The organism is Salinisphaera aquimarina (assembly GCF_042643355.1).
Taxonomy (GTDB): domain Bacteria; phylum Pseudomonadota; class Gammaproteobacteria; order Nevskiales; family Salinisphaeraceae; genus Salinisphaera; species Salinisphaera aquimarina.
Genome location: NZ_JBHRSS010000006.1, coordinates 333260 through 348859, shown reverse-complemented (window position 1 = coordinate 348859; position 15600 = coordinate 333260). Strand labels below are relative to the sequence as shown.

12 protein-coding genes are annotated in these 15600 nt (G+C 59.5%); 10 read left to right on the top strand and 2 right to left on the bottom strand.

Features of this window, described 5'->3' with window-relative positions:
- Positions 1-30 precede the first annotated feature (30 nt).
- The 4 genes from ACFOSU_RS14195 to ACFOSU_RS14180 all read left to right on the top strand — a co-directional run bounded on the left by ACFOSU_RS14195 (position 31) and on the right by ACFOSU_RS14180 (position 4637).
- Positions 31-2184: a bifunctional metallophosphatase/5'-nucleotidase gene (locus ACFOSU_RS14195; protein ID WP_380690586.1), complete on the top strand. Its 2154-nt coding sequence runs from the start codon at positions 31-33 to the stop codon at positions 2182-2184.
- An 81-nt stretch (positions 2185-2265) separates the two neighbouring features.
- The gene (locus ACFOSU_RS14190; RefSeq protein WP_380690585.1) at positions 2266-3249 is read left to right on the top strand and encodes a helix-turn-helix transcriptional regulator; all 984 of its coding nucleotides are present in this window, start codon (positions 2266-2268) and stop codon (positions 3247-3249) included.
- Positions 3250-3360: 111 nt separating this feature from the next.
- A complete protein-coding gene (locus ACFOSU_RS14185; protein ID WP_380690584.1) occupies positions 3361-4032 on the top strand; it encodes a hypothetical protein in 672 nt (223 codons plus the stop codon).
- Positions 4033-4064: 32 nt separating this feature from the next.
- Positions 4065-4637 carry a SprT family zinc-dependent metalloprotease gene (locus ACFOSU_RS14180; protein ID WP_380690583.1) on the top strand — a complete coding sequence of 191 codons (573 nt, stop codon included), beginning with the start codon at positions 4065-4067 and terminating at the stop codon, positions 4635-4637.
- A 118-nt stretch (positions 4638-4755) separates the two neighbouring features.
- Here the strand turns inward: ACFOSU_RS14180 and ACFOSU_RS14175 are convergent, their stop codons facing one another.
- A complete protein-coding gene (locus ACFOSU_RS14175) occupies positions 4756-5637 on the bottom strand; it encodes an ATP-binding protein (RefSeq protein ID WP_380690582.1) in 882 nt (293 codons plus the stop codon).
- 303 nt (positions 5638-5940) lie between these two features.
- Here ACFOSU_RS14175 and ACFOSU_RS14170 point away from each other — a divergent pair, with 303 nt between their 5' ends.
- The 6 genes from ACFOSU_RS14170 to ACFOSU_RS14145 all read left to right on the top strand — a co-directional run bounded on the left by ACFOSU_RS14170 (position 5941) and on the right by ACFOSU_RS14145 (position 13878).
- Positions 5941-6936, top strand: a complete 996-nt coding sequence (locus ACFOSU_RS14170; protein WP_380690581.1) for an AAA family ATPase — start codon at positions 5941-5943, stop codon at positions 6934-6936.
- A gap of 23 nt (positions 6937-6959) precedes the next feature.
- The gene (locus ACFOSU_RS14165; RefSeq protein WP_380690580.1) at positions 6960-9461 is read left to right on the top strand and encodes a S8 family peptidase; all 2502 of its coding nucleotides are present in this window, start codon (positions 6960-6962) and stop codon (positions 9459-9461) included.
- 371 nt (positions 9462-9832) lie between these two features.
- Entirely contained in the window at positions 9833-10855 is a 1023-nt protein-coding gene (locus ACFOSU_RS14160) for a hypothetical protein (RefSeq protein WP_380690579.1), read from the top strand.
- Positions 10856-11102: 247 nt separating this feature from the next.
- The gene (gene ada, locus ACFOSU_RS14155; RefSeq protein WP_380690578.1) at positions 11103-12188 is read left to right on the top strand and encodes a bifunctional DNA-binding transcriptional regulator/O6-methylguanine-DNA methyltransferase Ada; all 1086 of its coding nucleotides are present in this window, start codon (positions 11103-11105) and stop codon (positions 12186-12188) included.
- Positions 12189-12281: 93 nt separating this feature from the next.
- Complete coding sequence (locus tag ACFOSU_RS14150; protein ID WP_380690577.1) at positions 12282-13202, top strand: DMT family transporter; 921 nt, start codon at positions 12282-12284, stop codon at positions 13200-13202.
- Positions 13203-13233: 31 nt separating this feature from the next.
- A complete protein-coding gene (locus tag ACFOSU_RS14145; RefSeq protein ID WP_380690576.1) occupies positions 13234-13878 on the top strand; it encodes a tyrosine-type recombinase/integrase in 645 nt (214 codons plus the stop codon).
- A 615-nt stretch (positions 13879-14493) separates the two neighbouring features.
- On the opposite strand, the gene ACFOSU_RS14140 is transcribed toward ACFOSU_RS14145, so the two are convergent.
- Positions 14494-15495, bottom strand: a complete 1002-nt coding sequence (locus tag ACFOSU_RS14140; protein ID WP_380690575.1) for a 4,5-dihydroxyphthalate decarboxylase — start codon at positions 15493-15495, stop codon at positions 14494-14496.
- Positions 15496-15600 lie beyond the last annotated feature (105 nt).

The window sequence follows — 15600 nt, the reverse complement described above, 5'->3', positions numbered from 1 at the left end:
TTGTGCGCACAAGTACAAGCGGGGATCGGCATGAAGGGACTGTGCAAGCGCGGCCTGTACAAGGCTGTCGTAGTGGGAATCGTGGTCGCGTTGGCGGCCTGTTCAAGCGATAACGACGATAATAATCAGGCCAGTTCAGGCGACGGCAAGACGACCGACGCGAGCTATCGTCTGCAGCTGCTGCATTTCTCCGACATGGACGGTTCCACTGCAGCGCTGGATAACGTGTCCAACTTCTCCGCGCTGCTGAACGCGTTCGAAAGCGACCCCGAACTCGGCGCGCATACGCTCGTGCTCAGCTCGGGCGACAACTATATCCCCGGGCCGCGTTTTTTCGCCGCCGGCGTGACCACCGATGAAACCACCGCCGCGCTCGGCGTGCCCGGCAACGGCCGTGGAGACATACTGTTTCTCAACGCGCTGGGCGTGGCCGCGTCCGCGCTCGGCAATCACGATCTTGACCCTGGTACCGAAGCGTTCGCGGCACTGATTCAGCCGGACGCCGACTACCCGGGCGCGGCTTTCCCGTATCTGTCCACCAACGCCGATTTCAGCGGTGACCCCAATCTGGCCGACTTGGTGATCGACGATGGCGACGCCGCTGCCGACGATTCAGCGCGACTGGCCGGTTCGGCGGTAGTCAGCGTCGACGGGGAGAAGATCGGCCTGGTCGGGGCGAGCACGCCGATTCTGGCGAGCATTACGGCGACCGGCGGCATCACGCTCGCGCCGTCCGATTTCACCATGGACGATGCGGGCTACGACGCGCTCGCCGCGGCGATTCAGCCCGCCATCGATGCGCTGGTCGCCAAAGGCATCGACAAGATCATCCTGATGACCCACATGCAGCAGATCGCCATCGAAAAAGCGCTGGCCACGCGTCTGCGCGATGCCGATATCATCATCGCCGGCGGCTCCAATACGCTACTGGCCGACAATGACGACGTGCTGCGTTCGGGCGATGTGGCCGCCGATACGTATCCGTTGTCGTTCAACGGCCCGGACGGCTCGCCGACGCTGGTGGTCAACACCGACGGCGACTACAAATATCTGGGCCGCCTGGTCGTGGATTTCGATGCCAACGGCATCTTGCTCCCAAACAAGCTCGACAGCACGCAGGACGGGGCTTGGGCCTCGAGCGACGCTGTCGTCGAAATGCTCGCCAATCGCGGTCTGGACGCGACCGCCAGTGATCGCGTGACCGAGATCCAGTCCGCGTTGCAGGCGGTCCTCGTGGATCAGGATGGCAACGTCCAGGGCAATACCGAGGTGTTTCTGGATGGCCGGCGCACCCAGGTACGCACCGAGGAGACCAATCTTGGCGATCTGAGCGCGGATGCGAATCTCTACTACGCGCGTCAGGTCGAGCCCGGCGTGCAGGTCTCGCTCAAGAACGGCGGCGGCATTCGCGACTCGATCGGCCGAATCGTGGTGCCGCCGGGTGCCACGGACGATGCGCCACAGTTTCGGCCGCCTCAGGCCAACGCCTCGATTGGCAAGCCGGAGGGCGGCATTTCGCAGTTCGACATCGGCGGGGCGCTGCGCTTCAACAACAGTCTGACGCTGATTACGATTACTGCAGCCGAATTGCGGGACGTCCTCGAGCATGCCGTGGCTGCGACTGCCGACGGGGCCACGCCCGGCCAGTTTCCGCAGATCGGCGGCATGCGAATGGCGTTCGACAGCGATATGACCGCACGCAGCGGCGGCAGCGGCGCGCAGATGAACCGCGGCGTGAACGGCGACGGCAACCGGGTGCGCACGCTGGAGCTGATCGACGACGCCGGCAATGTAACCGATACGCTGGTTGAGGACGGTGCGCTGAGAGGCGACCCCCAGCGCCCGATCCGCATGGTGCTGCTCGCGTTCACGGCGCAATGTGTGTCGAGCGCGAACTACGACGGCAGCACCAGCGAATGTGGCGACGCCTATCCGCTCATGGGACTAAGCAATCCTCAACGCGTCGATCTGGACCCGGCAACGGTCACCGACCCGAGTCAGGTCGATACCGCCTACGACCCCGGCAACGCCGATTTCGCTGCCAGCGGCACTGAGCAGGATGCCCTGGCCGAGTACCTGCGGGCGGTCTATCCGGACGCCGATAACGCCTATGCCACCGCGGAAACGCCCGTGACAGATGATGCGCGTATCGTGAATCTCAAGGCTCGTCGCGACGCCGACTGACGCCGTCGGGGTCGATGAAAGCGGCGTCGTTCCACGGCGCCGCTTTTCTTTGCGCGACAGGGTAACGCTACACTCGTCGGCATGAACGTTTTCGATCGTATCTATGCCCTGCACAAGCAGTTGGCGGGCGCACGCCGGCCGATTGCCAAGGCCACCCTGGAAGCGCGTCTCGAGTGTTCGCCGGCGACGGTCAAGCGGATCATCCGCGACATGCGTCTGTATCTGGATGCGCCGATCGAATACGACCGCGAATACAACGGTTATTACTACGCGCGAGATGAGCAGGCCACCGAAGACGCGCATTTCGAACTGCCGGGGCTGTGGTTCAACGCCTCCGAGCTGGTGTCATTGCTGGCCATGGACCAGCTGCTGGAGACTGTTCAGCCGGGGCTGCTCGCCGCCGATCTGGCCCCGGTGCGCAAACGCCTCGAGCGTATCCTGGAAAGCCGGGCCATGGGCACGGGCGAGCTTTCGCGGCGGACCCGGATTCTGCGGGCAACCGCGCGCCGGCCAGGCGCGTCGTTCCCGAATGTGGCCGGGGCATTGGCGATGCGGCGCCAGCTTGTTATTCGTTATCACGGGCGGGCGCGTGATCGGGAAACCACCCGCCGTATATCGCCGCAGCGGCTGATCTATTATCGCGACAACTGGTATCTGGATGCCTGGTGTCACGACGCCGAGGGCTTGCGCAGCTTCTCGCTCGACCGTATTCGCGATGCCGACATGGTCGAGCAGGCGTCGCTCGACATGGACATCGGGGTGCTAGACGCAGAGCTGGGCGGCGGTTATGGCATTTTCTCCGGCGCGCCGGCGCATATCGCGATCCTGCGATTCTCGGCGAGTGCGGCGCGCTGGGTCGCTGACGAGCAGTGGCATCCGGAGCAGCAGGGTCGCTGGTGTGAAGATGGCTGTTACGAGCTGCATGTGCCTTATGCCGCCTCCGAGGAATTGCTCAAGGACGTGCTGGCCTACGGGCCGGAAGTGGAGGTACTGGGCCCGGACGCACTGCGCGCCCGAATCGCCGAACGCCTGGCCGCCGCCGCGGCCCTCTATTCAGAACTGTGATTTCGTACAGCTGAGGGTCGCGATCTGACCCACCCCCTGCGCGATGCTGTGGTAACGCCCACAACAGCGCATCACAAAGCGATCAACAGGGGAGTCATCATGGCTGTAAACATGGCAACACATCTTGTTCATCCGGCGGCACAACGCCTGTACGACGCCACACTCGCGCAGCGACGGCAACTGGCCCGGGCGCTGGCGATCGAGTACGACTGGCGCCATCATGACGGTCCCGAATGGGCCGCGCGTTACTGGGCCGCGTTCGGCGATCTGCAGTCCGGTGTTGGCGCCGGTAACGACGCGGTGGTCGCGGCCCGCGTGGCGGCGCGCGCGCAATGGCCGCTGCTGGACGCAGACGAATCCGCACAGCTGCGTCATATCTTTCGGGCGTTGTTGAACGCACTGCACCCTGAACTCCGCCCGCGCGCGGCAGCGGACGCACGCGCACTGCTGTGGCCAGAGGTGTTGCGCGCCTATCGAGGCGGTGATTCGCAGGCCTTGCGTGGTCTGCTGGCCAGGACGCGCGCACTCGAAGTCATGGCTGAACTGCCACCAGCGTTGGCAGCACTGCGTGGCGAACACGATCGACTGGTGAGAGCTCGCGAGGCGGCCGATCGGCGCCTGGCCGAGCTCAGTCAGACGTTTCCGTTCTGCATGCGCGACAAGCTCGCGGACGCCGAGTGGATCCGCCGCCAGCGGCTGGCGCTGCGCCAGATCCGGGTGATGACGGCGACGCCCAGGCCGCTGCCCGCACTGCGCGAGGATCACCGCAAGCAGGTATCCTGACGCATCAATCGTCTTTCGAATCAGGTAGCCGCATGGGGCAGGCCGGCCAGCACAGTTTGCCGCTCGATAGCGCCGACGACCTGCAGGCGCAGGCTATCGAGCGTACCGCCTACTGGATCGAACAGGCGCGGGCGCTGCTCGAAGTCAGCGCCCGGCGTCTGCCGGTGCCGACCGTGGCTTTCGACCTGCGCGGGCGCGCCGCTGGCCAGGCGATCTTCGCGCGCCGCAGTCGCGATTGCCGGATTCGGATCAACGCCCAGCTGCTGGCATCGCATCCGCAGGAAATGTTGGCCGAGACGGTGCCGCACGAAGTCGCCCACGTGGTCATCTATCGCTTGTACGGGCGTCGCGCGAAGCCACACGGCAAGGAATGGAAAGCGCTGATGCGCGCCTTCGGCATCGAGCCGGCGCCCTGTCATACCCTGCCGGCCGAGCCTACGCGCCAGCTCAAGCGTTATCGCTATGCCTGCGCCTGCGACGAACCGGCCTGGCTGACCAGCATCCGTCACAAGCGCGCCCAGCAGGGCACCGATTATCTGTGCCGCCGTTGCGGCGAGAAGTTACGACCGTCGGCGCATGCCGACTCGGCGGAAGAGCGCGGGTAGCGCGTTATCGAGTGCGCACCCAGGCTGAATAGCCCACGAGGCAGGCCGGGTTAGCGGACCTTGTCGAGTTTCCAGTCAACGGGATTCGAGGTTGCGGCGATGCCGGTATGCGTCGCTCTCAACGAACCTGCTGCTGACCGGCCCAGTCGCGTGCGAACTGTTCCGCGGTACGGCCGCTGCGGGTGCCGCGGGCCAGGGCCCAGCGCAGGGCCGCGCGTTCCCAGGGTGCGTCCTCGCCGATGCAGGCGTCGTGTCCGAGTGCTGTCAGATGCTTGGCGGCGATCGCCAGATAGTTGGCCTGGTCGAAAGGATAGAACGACAGCCACAGCCCGAAGCGTTCGGACAGCGAGATCTTCTCTTCGACGGCTTCGCTGTGATGGATCTCGCCGTCGACCTGCTGGGCGGCCTGGTTTTCCGATTGATACTCGGGTAGCAGGTGGCGTCGGTTGGAGGTGGCATAGATCAGCACGTTGTCCGGTGCGGCGGCGAGCGAGCCGTCGAGTACGGCCTTGAGCGCCTTGTAGCTGCCGTCGCCTGCCTCGAACGACAGATCGTCCGAGAACACGATGAAACGTTCGGGCCGATCAGTCAGCATGGCCACCAGATCGGGCAGATCCACGAGCCGGTGCGCCGGCACCTCGACGATGCGCAACCCCTGATCGACGAATTCCGGCAGCAGTGCCTTGACCAGCGACGACTTGCCGGCGCCGCGCGAGCCCCAGAGCAGGGCGTTGTTGGCCGGTGCTCCGGCTACGAACTGGCGGGTATTGGCGAGCAGCCTGTCCTTCTGGCGATCGATGCCATGCAGGCGGTCGATCGGCATGGCGCTGGGCGATGAAATCGCTTGAAGCCGCCCATCGTCGCGCCAGCGAAAAGCCAGCGCCGACCAATCAATATCGCCACCCACCGTGCGCCGCTCTTCGGCCAGGCGGGCATCCGCGGTATCGGCCAGTCGCGTCAGCTGGGCCAGAATCTGTTCGAGGGTATCTGTATTTTGCATTCAGCCATCTTAGCTAAAAATATCGGCTGTGATGAATGGGACGGGTTAAACAAGACGGTTGAGGTCGAGCTTTGTTGGGACATGGCTGCTATCGGCCAGAAGCGGGCATGGCGAACCCGCAACCGTAACCCGTTTCTACATCATCCGCGGACTGTTGGATCCCACTTGGCTAGTCCAGCCTGCGAATTCAATTCAAGTACAAATGAATGATCGCTTCACAAGAGGTTTTGAAGCTCTAGCCGACGATTATAGTGTTGCCATAGACAACCATCTACAATGGCGTTGAGCTTACCGGAGATAATCATGGCCCGCGCTGACCAGATCAAAGCGCTTATCCAGTCGCATCTGGACGATGATCCCGACCGTTTTTACTCGGTTGCGATGCAAGTAGCTGCGCGTGAAGCGAAAGCGGGTCATGGTAAGTTGGCTGGAGATCTGCGTGATCTGGTTGACAGAGCCAAGGCACAGCAGGCTACTAACCAGGCGGCCCGTAAGACGGTTTCTATTGGTCAACCCCGGGGTGAACTGGCCAATTTGCTGACCGTCAGCCATCCCAAGGGCCGCTTAGCGGACATGGTATTGGGCGACTCTCTTTCGTGCCAGCTTGATCGAATCGTCCGCGAGCAACGGCACGCAGCAGACATTCTTTCCCATGGTCTAGAACCGCGCCGCAAACTGTTGTTAATGGGGCCACCTGGTACAGGCAAGACGATGACCGCGTCGGTATTGGCCGGAGAGTTGGGGTTGCCGTTATTTCAGGTGCGACTGGATGGTCTGATCACGAAGTTCATGGGCGAAACAGCGGCTAAACTACGCCAGATTTTTGAGTCGACACAGCAGGCTAGGGGCGTGTATTTCTTCGACGAATTCGACGCTATCGGTTCACAGCGTGGTCTGACTAATGATGTGGGCGAAGTACGCCGCATTCTAAATAGCTTTTTGCAAATGATTGAGCAGGATAGCTCTCACAGTCTGATTATTGGCGCTACGAACCATCCCGATATTCTCGATAATGCGTTGTACAGGCGTTTCGACGATCTTTTGCATTACAGTTTGCCGGATGAAAGCCACCTAGCCGCACTTCTACGGGCCAGATTGGCAAGTAAGACGACAAAGAGCATGCCTTGGGAATATCTGGCGAGTATAGCCGCCGGTCTGAGTCACGCCGAGGTCACACGGGCTGCCGATGAGGCGTTGAAAACGGCGCTAATGAGCCGAAAAACCGTCGTATCAAAAACCGCCATTATTACCGCGCTGGAAGAACAACAAGGTGTTTCCGAGAGGCTGAGCAATCGGTAATAAAAAAGTAACGGGGGAGTTGCATGGCAGGTCAAGACGAGCCCAACAAGCCACATTTCTTTCTACAAAATAACGCGCAATCCGAGCCATTTTCTCGCCCGCCTCGAACCATTGCGACTAATGCGCCGACCGTTAGGGATCGACATGCGCACGGCAATTTGCTGCTCGGGCAATTACAGGCTCTAGCACAAACGCAGGCAAACGCGAAGCGTGTGCAGCAGGAATCTGGTCTGGTAGACGGGTTCGGCCTGCAAATCGAATTTCAAAGTTTCCCGGAAATAGAGCTGGCATTCGAGCGTCTAGACCGCAGAGGCTCGGGCATCGAACTTAGGAACGTGCGGCATGAAGGCGATTTCACATATGCGATGGTTTTCGTGCCGGAAGGCCAACTGGATGCATTTGAAAACCTCATTGCAAGCTATCTGGACGAGACCAGAGATGGTCGTCAGCCCAGGAATGCCAGCCTGCTGAACACAATTGCAGCAATACGCGCTGCTACGCTAAACGATTTGTGGACCGACGATCCTGCCCTCCTGCCGACCAGCGATAACGACACACTCTGGTGGGAAGTTTGGCTGCCGGCAGGAGACGATCGACAAATTACAATTCAGCGCTTCAGCGACGCAGCCATCGGCCTGGGATTTAAACTCGCTGAAAGCAAGCTCGAGTTTCCCGAACGCACCGTACTGATGATGTTTGGATCGGTAGGCCAGATGAAACGCTCTGTCCAGGTTTTGAACAGCATCGCCGAATTGCGTCGCGTAAAGGAAACCGCTGACTTCTTCGATTCTCAGCCCAATGAAGAACAGGCCGAGTGGCTCGAAGAACTGAAAAACCGCTTATTCTTTAATTTCAACGGCGCAAATACACCACATGTATGCCTGTTCGATATGGGCGTCAATAACGGCCATGAGCTCCTCGCCCCGGCGCTGGCTGATGAAGATAAGCACACAGTCAACCCAGCCTGGGGTAAGAACGACACAGACGGCCACGGAACCGGCCTGGCCGGAGTTGCATTGCTTGGCAATTTGACGCCTTTGCTTGATAACAATCAACAAATCAGAATCGCACATCGACTGGAATCGGTGAAGCTACTGCCGCAAAACAATGCGAACGACCATGACCCGGAACATCATGGTTACTTGACGATACAGGCCGTCGCCAGTCCGGAGATTACGGCGCCACAGCGGCAGCGTGTGTTCAGCAGCTCCATTACCGCCAAGGGCAACCGCGATCGAGGTAGGCCATCGGCGTGGTCCGCAACCATTGATCGTCTCGCTGCTGATGCCGAGAATGAGGCCGAAAGGCCGCGTCTGTTCATTCTTGCTGCGGGAAATATCGAGGATAACCACGCATGGGATCAGTATCCAGATAGCAATACAACAGACAGTATTCACGACCCGGCGCAAGCTTGGAACGCACTCACGATCGGCGCCTGCTCTCACTTGGTCAACATCACGGAACCTGATACGCAAGGTTATCAGCCCGTGGCGCCTGAAGGTGGATTGAGCCCTTTCAGCACAACCTCGCAGAATTGGCAAGCTCATTGGGCGCTGAAACCGGACGTCGTTTTTGAAGGCGGCAATGTGGCAAAGAATGAATTGGGCGCGATCGGTATACCGAGCCTTTGTTTGCTGACAACTGGCCATCAACCGGACACTCGGCTTTTCACCACAACCAACGCAACCAGTGCCGCCTCGGCGCTCGCGGCGCGCATGGCCGCACAACTTATGGCGGAATACCCGAACCTGTGGCCCGAGACTATTCGTGCCTTGATGGTGCACTCTGCTCGCTGGACGCCTGCGATGAAGCAAATGTTTTTACCCGGCAACGGGCAGCCCACAAAGACACAGATGGCGGCGCTGGTTCGCCATTGCGGTTTTGGCGAGCCGACTCTGGACCGAGCCATGTGGAGCCTCGAAAACTCGCTGACGATGGTTTGCGAAAGCCGACTGCGGCCATACGTGCGCGAGCAGAATTCCGAACCGAAGTTTCGGGATATGAACTTGCATCGGCTACCCTGGCCGCTGCCGGAACTGGAAGCATTGGGTGAAACCGACGTCGAAATGCGCGTGACGTTGTCTTACTTCATCGAGCCCAATCCGTCCGCGCGTGGCGTGAAATCCCGGTATCGATACGAATCTCATTGCCTCAGATTCGACGTCAAGCGGCCTTTGGAGTCGGAGGAGTTCTTTCGCGCACGCATCAACGCAGCTGCCCGCGACGAGGACGGTCATACCCGAGCGCGCGGAAGCGACAACAAGTGGGCCATCGGCACAGACAACCGCCACAAAGGTTCTTTGCATTCGGACATCTGGACAGGCAGCGCTGCGGAGCTGGCAAGCCGCGGCATGGTCGCGGTCTATCCGGCAACAGGCTGGTGGAAAACGCGCAAGTCGCTGGAGCGATATGACCTACAGGTACGTTACTCGCTGCTCATTTCGATTACAGCCCCGGATGTCGAAGCGAAACTCTATACGGCGGTGGCCAATCAAATCGGCACGCCCGTGGTGGTTGAAACGTAACCTGATCAATCGACCCGGATAAATAGGACGATTACGAGTATCGGGCGCCCCCAGCGTCTGCTATGGGTTGTGATCGACCAAGAGCGGGCAAGTTCATCTTGAGGGTCAGGAATGCCTACGGATCCGCACAATTCCATGGAAGCCCTCGAAGCGCCGGCCGAAGACGTCGTGGGCCGGATGCGCCGCCATATTACAGGCCAATCCTGGTTGAGTTAGCTCAGGCCGCCTTTCGGTGAGCGGGACTTCCCTAAGGATAGTGCTCAGTCAATAACGACCCGCGAAGGAATCCGTGGATTTCCTAAACGGTAACGGTAACGGTTTCCGGTGCTCGCTTTCCTTTTGGGGTTAGTGCATTGGGATGGCGAATCGATATGCAGATCACGGCCCGCAAACTGCCGGACAGATTTCTGATCGTGCCGAACCTGGAAGAGTTTTTCGGGGAAGTCCGCAATCGAGAGAACGGTCTCGACCTGATTGATACCCATCGCTATGCAGACGTGGCCGACATCTACCTAAGCCGCCTGGGTACGATCGGCTTCACGTTCATGGATTCTGGCCCGCTCGCTTCAATCGACCGCCTGGAGACGACCGGCTCCGGCGCCGTACCGGAATACGTCATGCAGAATCATGACGACGTCGTCGAGCTCCAAGGACGGCGAATCATCTTCGCCAATTTCATTGCCGGAGCCATATTCGGCCACCTGGCGGCACTGCGTCACAGTGCAATGTCCGGCGCACAATACGCAGGCATGGACGAGATTCTCGCCTTCACAGTATCAGGTGCACAGCTGCACATCGAACATTCCAAATACGCGGCGGCCGTGCTGAACCCGAAGATACGCCTGGTCCGCGAAGAGCCTGCGCGGATGCGCATCGTTACAGACGAACAGCGCGCGGCGGCGCTTTCGTTTTTGGACCATATTGCGGACCGGCACAGCGCGTTCGAATCGGTGGATCTCCAAGCCTGCATGGTGATGAACTATCAGGCCGCTATTCTCCACAATGAGCAGCATGCAGCGGCTAGCCTCGCGCTTAACTTCTCGGTCGCCGAAGCTCTGATTGACGAAATCTTCCGGGTCTACGGCCTGTTGGGCATAGCAACCCCCAAACCGTTCGCTACCCGCGGCCACACGGTCGCACCGGTCTCGAATACTCAGTTTGCGAGGTGGAAGCTGCAAAACAAGATCGAAGCGCTCGCGAATGGCAAGCTGATCGCAACGTCTCTCAATCAAAGACTCGAAGATGCACGAAAGCTCAGGAACGGCTTGATGCACCGCGCCGCCGCCGTCACAGTCAGACAGTCTGGAGAGATGCAGACGACGGTGCGCGACCTGTGGACGCTCCTGCTCGACCAGCCATTCGAACTGGCGGCGGCTTGGTCGATGCGGATTTGAAGCTGCGTCCTGAAATTCCGAATCGGCCGCGCAAAGGAGACACTGATTTATTCCCGCGAGCCTCTGTGGGTCCGAGCATTTGTACGAGCTGTTGCGGGACACTGCGACCGTCGGCTTTGGGTCGGGAGCAATCGCCCTCGCCGCAGAATCAGCGTTCCCTAACGAATTACAAAGCAACTTTCAGGACGTGTTAGAGCGGCTGTCGATGTAGATTGGTTCGGAGTTTCGAATATCGAGCCAGCCTGATATGAGCGAGCAGCAAGATGTAGGCCGGTGGGCATCAGTACTTGCCAACGACGCCCAGGCTGACGGTGAATTCTTCTACGCGGTCAAGACTACGGGTATCTATTGTCGGCCTAGTTGTCGATCGCGGCCACCGCGGCGTGAAAACGTCGTCTTTTTTGAGAGCCTAACGGAAGCTGAACAGGCGGGTTTCCGGCCCTGTAAGCGATGCACGCCGGATGGGCTGTCTCGTTCAGCAGACAAAGCCGATCGCATTGCACGCGCGTGCCGGTTCATCCAGGAAAGCGAAAAAGCGCCGCAACTTTCCGTGCTTGCCGAGCAGGCTGGCATGAGTCGATTCCATTTTCATCGTCTATTCAAAAATGCGGTCGGAATGACGCCGCGTCAGTATGCGATCGCGTGTCGTGACGGGCGTGTCCGATCCGCGCTTTCCGACGGTCAACGAGTAACCGACGCAGTATTCGGCGCCGGTTACGAATCAAGCGGGCATTTCTATGCGGCGGGCAGTCGGTCGCTCGGTATGGCGCCCAAGTCATATCGCAATCAGGGAGCCGATCACGTCATTCGATTCGCTATCGGTGAAACGCGGCTCGGCGCGATTCTGGTCGCCGGGACAGAACGCGGAATCTGCGCGATTACGATGGGCGATGACCCCGATGTACTGATAAGAGAGTTACAGGATCGGTTTGCCTGCGCCGAACTGATCGGCGGTGACCCAGCGTTCGAAGCCCATGTCGCGGCCGTCGTGGGCTTTGTCGAAACGCCGATGCACGACCTCGAGCTGCCGCTGGATATCCAAGGCACCATTTTTCAGCAGCGTGTCTGGCGAGCGCTTCAACAAATTCCCTGCGGTGAGACAGCGAGTTATACCGAGATCGCGCGGCGGATCGGTTCGCCGAAGGCAGCACGCGCGGTCGCCCGGTCTTGTGCGTCCAATCCGCTGGCAATAGCGATCCCCTGTCATCGTGTCGTGCGAACCGACGGAAAAATATCGGGATACCGCTGGGGTGTCACGCGAAAGCGCGATTTGCTTCGCCGCGAAGCGAAATCGTCGGTCAGCAACCGTTCGCAAATGACGGCTGCCGACTGATCGGCTGAAAGGAAGCGCAAGAATTAGACTGTGCCGCGGCCTATCAGTCGTTAGAACTATCGCGTGTCTTGTATCACACGAGGTTTGTCGGCTATGGGTTCGATCAATCAACAAATGGGCGCCCGAGAGTGGGCCATGCTCCTGGCGCTCGCGCTTCTCTGGGGCGGGTCATTCTTCTTTGTTGAGATCGCGATCGACGCGGTGTCACCGCTGGCGATCGTATTTCTACGGGTTGCGCTAGCGGCCATAGCACTGTGGACTTTCGCGGCATTTATCGGCCGGCCTATTCCGCGTGATCGCCGCATCTGGGCGGCGTTCGCGGTGATGGCCGTACTGAATAACGTGATCCCGTTTTCGCTGATCGTCTGGGGACAGCGAGATGTCGGAGCCGCATTGGCTTCGATCCTGAACGCGACCACGCCATTCCTGACCGTGTTAGTCGCCGGTGCGTGCCTGCCGGACGAGCGGATGACGCCGAACAAGGTGGTCGGTGTGATCATCGGTTTCTTCGGGGTAGCGCTGGTTGTCGGCGGCAATGGCGTGATTCATATCGGCCAAAACCTGATAGCGCAACTGGCGATCATCGGCGCCGCCTTTTCTTATGCCTGCGCTGGCGTGTATGGCCGACGATTCAAACGAATGCAGGTCGATCCGATCGCGGTTGCGACCGGTCAGGTCACGATGTCGAGCCTCGTGCTTCTGGTATTGATGCTGGTTTCCGGTTCCGCATTGCCATCGCCGAATACCGGTTTGACGGTCTGGCTAGCACTCGTGGGTCTGGGGCTCTTTTCTACGGCGCTCGCCTACATCCTGTATTTCCGACTGCTGGAAAGTGCTGGTGCCACCAATCTGCTACTCGTGACGTTGTTGATCCCAGCTGTCGCCACAGGCCTGGGGGTGGCAGTGCTCGGGGAGTCTCTTGATGCCGCGGATTACGCCGGCGTAGCAGTGATTGGGGTTGGTCTTTTAACCATCGATGGGCGCTTGCTGGTATCGGCAATGCCGAAACCTTAGCGACGATTATCTATGAGGGGAGGTATCGCTGATGGTTGACCAAGAAATAGACGCGATCGACTCGATTTCGGCCACAGTACGTTTGCCATGGAATAAAGGGCGGCTCGTCGGCCCCAAGCCGCCGCTTAAGCTTCGCGAGATATGGGGTATTCGAATTCGATTGCAGCTTGCGCAGCATACGCGAGACTTGGCTCTCTTTAATCTTGCAATAGACAGCAAGCTTAGAGGCTGCGATCTCGTTACGCTGAGAACGATTGACATCTCGCATGGTGGTCAGGTATTACCCCGCGCTGCAATTGTTCAACAGAAAACGAAACGGCCTGTTCAATTTGAGTTGACCGAACAAACCCGTGTTGCCATTGCTGCCTGGGTCGCTGCAGCTCAACTGCGAACGCATATGTATCTCTTCCCAAGTCGATCGAACCCAGAGTCACATTTGTCTACACGACAGTACGCCCGGATCGTGAAATCCTGGGTTGAAAGCATTGGACTTGATCCGCTCGAGTATGGGACGCATTCGCTTCGTCGCACGAAGGCGACATTGATTTACCGACGCACCCGAAACCTGCGAGCGATTCAACTCCTTCTCGGCCATTCGAAGCTCGAGAGCACTGTGCGGTATCTTGGGATCGAGGTCGATGACGCTCTCGAGATGGCGGAGCAGACCGAAGTGTGAATTTCCGCTTCGGGTAACTGAATGATATTAAGAGCTTCGATCATCTTTAGGAGCGTACCGCGAATTTTGGTATTCAGGACAGTTTAAATCGGATGGCGATATTGCAGTTTGCGTAGCGTTCCTGACCGGAAAGCCATTGATACGAAGAAAGTCCGCTTTGGGTCGCTAGCGGACCGCGCGCTGGCTGGTTTCAAAATTTTATCGAGTAAAGATACAGGCCGTGGTCAAGTGTCGAGTGGCACATACTGCATCGGCTAGCAAGATGCTCGAATCGCCCATGGAGGCGTCCAGCTCGAGAATGTGCGGTGATTCGAGGCTGCGCGCCAACAGGCTGGGCAGGCGGCCGGTATCTGGGCCCACGGCCATGTGACGATGCGGCCCGCCACGGCCCTCGTGTCCGTCCTCGATGCTCCGGTGGTAGGTCGCCAGCACGGCGCGCATGCCCTCGTCCATGTCGAAGGTGTGGGGCGGTGTTGTTCGGCCGCCGATCGTCGGGCTAGGCTCTGATGCTGACCTATCGGTTAAAGCTTTTTTGCCGCCAGTCGAATTCACTGCGCCCGATCGGTCATTGCCGGCCTGATCGGCCGCATCCAGGGCGTCGGATATCGCACGCGCCTACGTATCCAGAAGATAGGGCACGAATATGTCCTCCACGGCGTACGTCCGATCGGTGATGCCCTGCTCGTGGTGATAGCGCAGCATCGCCTCAACCGCCGGGCGGTTGGCGGCTATTCCGTAGGGCCACCCGTCGTCGCCCATGAGGGCTCGGTTCTTTTCCAGCAGATCGGTCAGCCACGGCACCATGGTCGCCATGTTGTTGAAGGTCATGCCGTGGTGCAGTGCCTCGGCGGCCATATCTTTGGCGCGGCAGAAGGCACTGTACACGGCGCGGACCACGTCGGGTTCTTGCTCCGCAAGCTCACGGGTCACCACGACCGTGTGCATGATGGGAAAAATGCCGGTGCGATCGAAGTAATCACGCTCGACGGCCGGATAGTCTGCGAACAGGCGCCCCACGTTGGGCGAGCCCTGCAGCACGCACTCCGGCACATCGGCTGAAACCAGCGCATCAATCTCCCCGGTATCCAGCATCTTGCCGAGGTCGGTATCCGGTGCGGCGATCGATACGTCGACATCCGACGGGTGGGGGCGTGCCACGAAATCGATCGGCTTCATCGGGAAATCGATGCCACCGATCAGCCATTGGGACTGCGCGGGATCGAAGCCGTATTCGTCGGCCAGTATGCCTTTGGCGACGATGCCGGCGTCGTGGCTGTAGAGCGCCAGTTCGCCGATGGTCTTGCTGGCCAGGTCAGCGGGTGACTGGATACCGCTGTGCTTGTTCACGTAAATCGCCGAATGCCGGAACGCGCGGTTCGGGAATATCGGCAGGGCGAGGAACGGCGACAGGCCCTCGCTGAACGTACGCAGGAAATACGTCATACCCAGTTCGGATACATCGTAGGCCTGGCCGCGAATCATGGACTCGAATATCTCCGTCACGATTCGCGCTGTATGGAAACTCGCATCGGCACCTTCGATTGTTACCTCGCCGTTCATCAAGGCGGCGACTCGATCGTATTTCCAGCAGGCAACGTCCAGGGCTTTCGTGTTCATGGCATCCCTCCGGATGGTCAGCATGTGTCTTTATTAATAAATGCATTTATAATAATAAGCAAGTCCAAGTTTGGGCTACCATTCAGCAACGTCATTCCGGGGAAC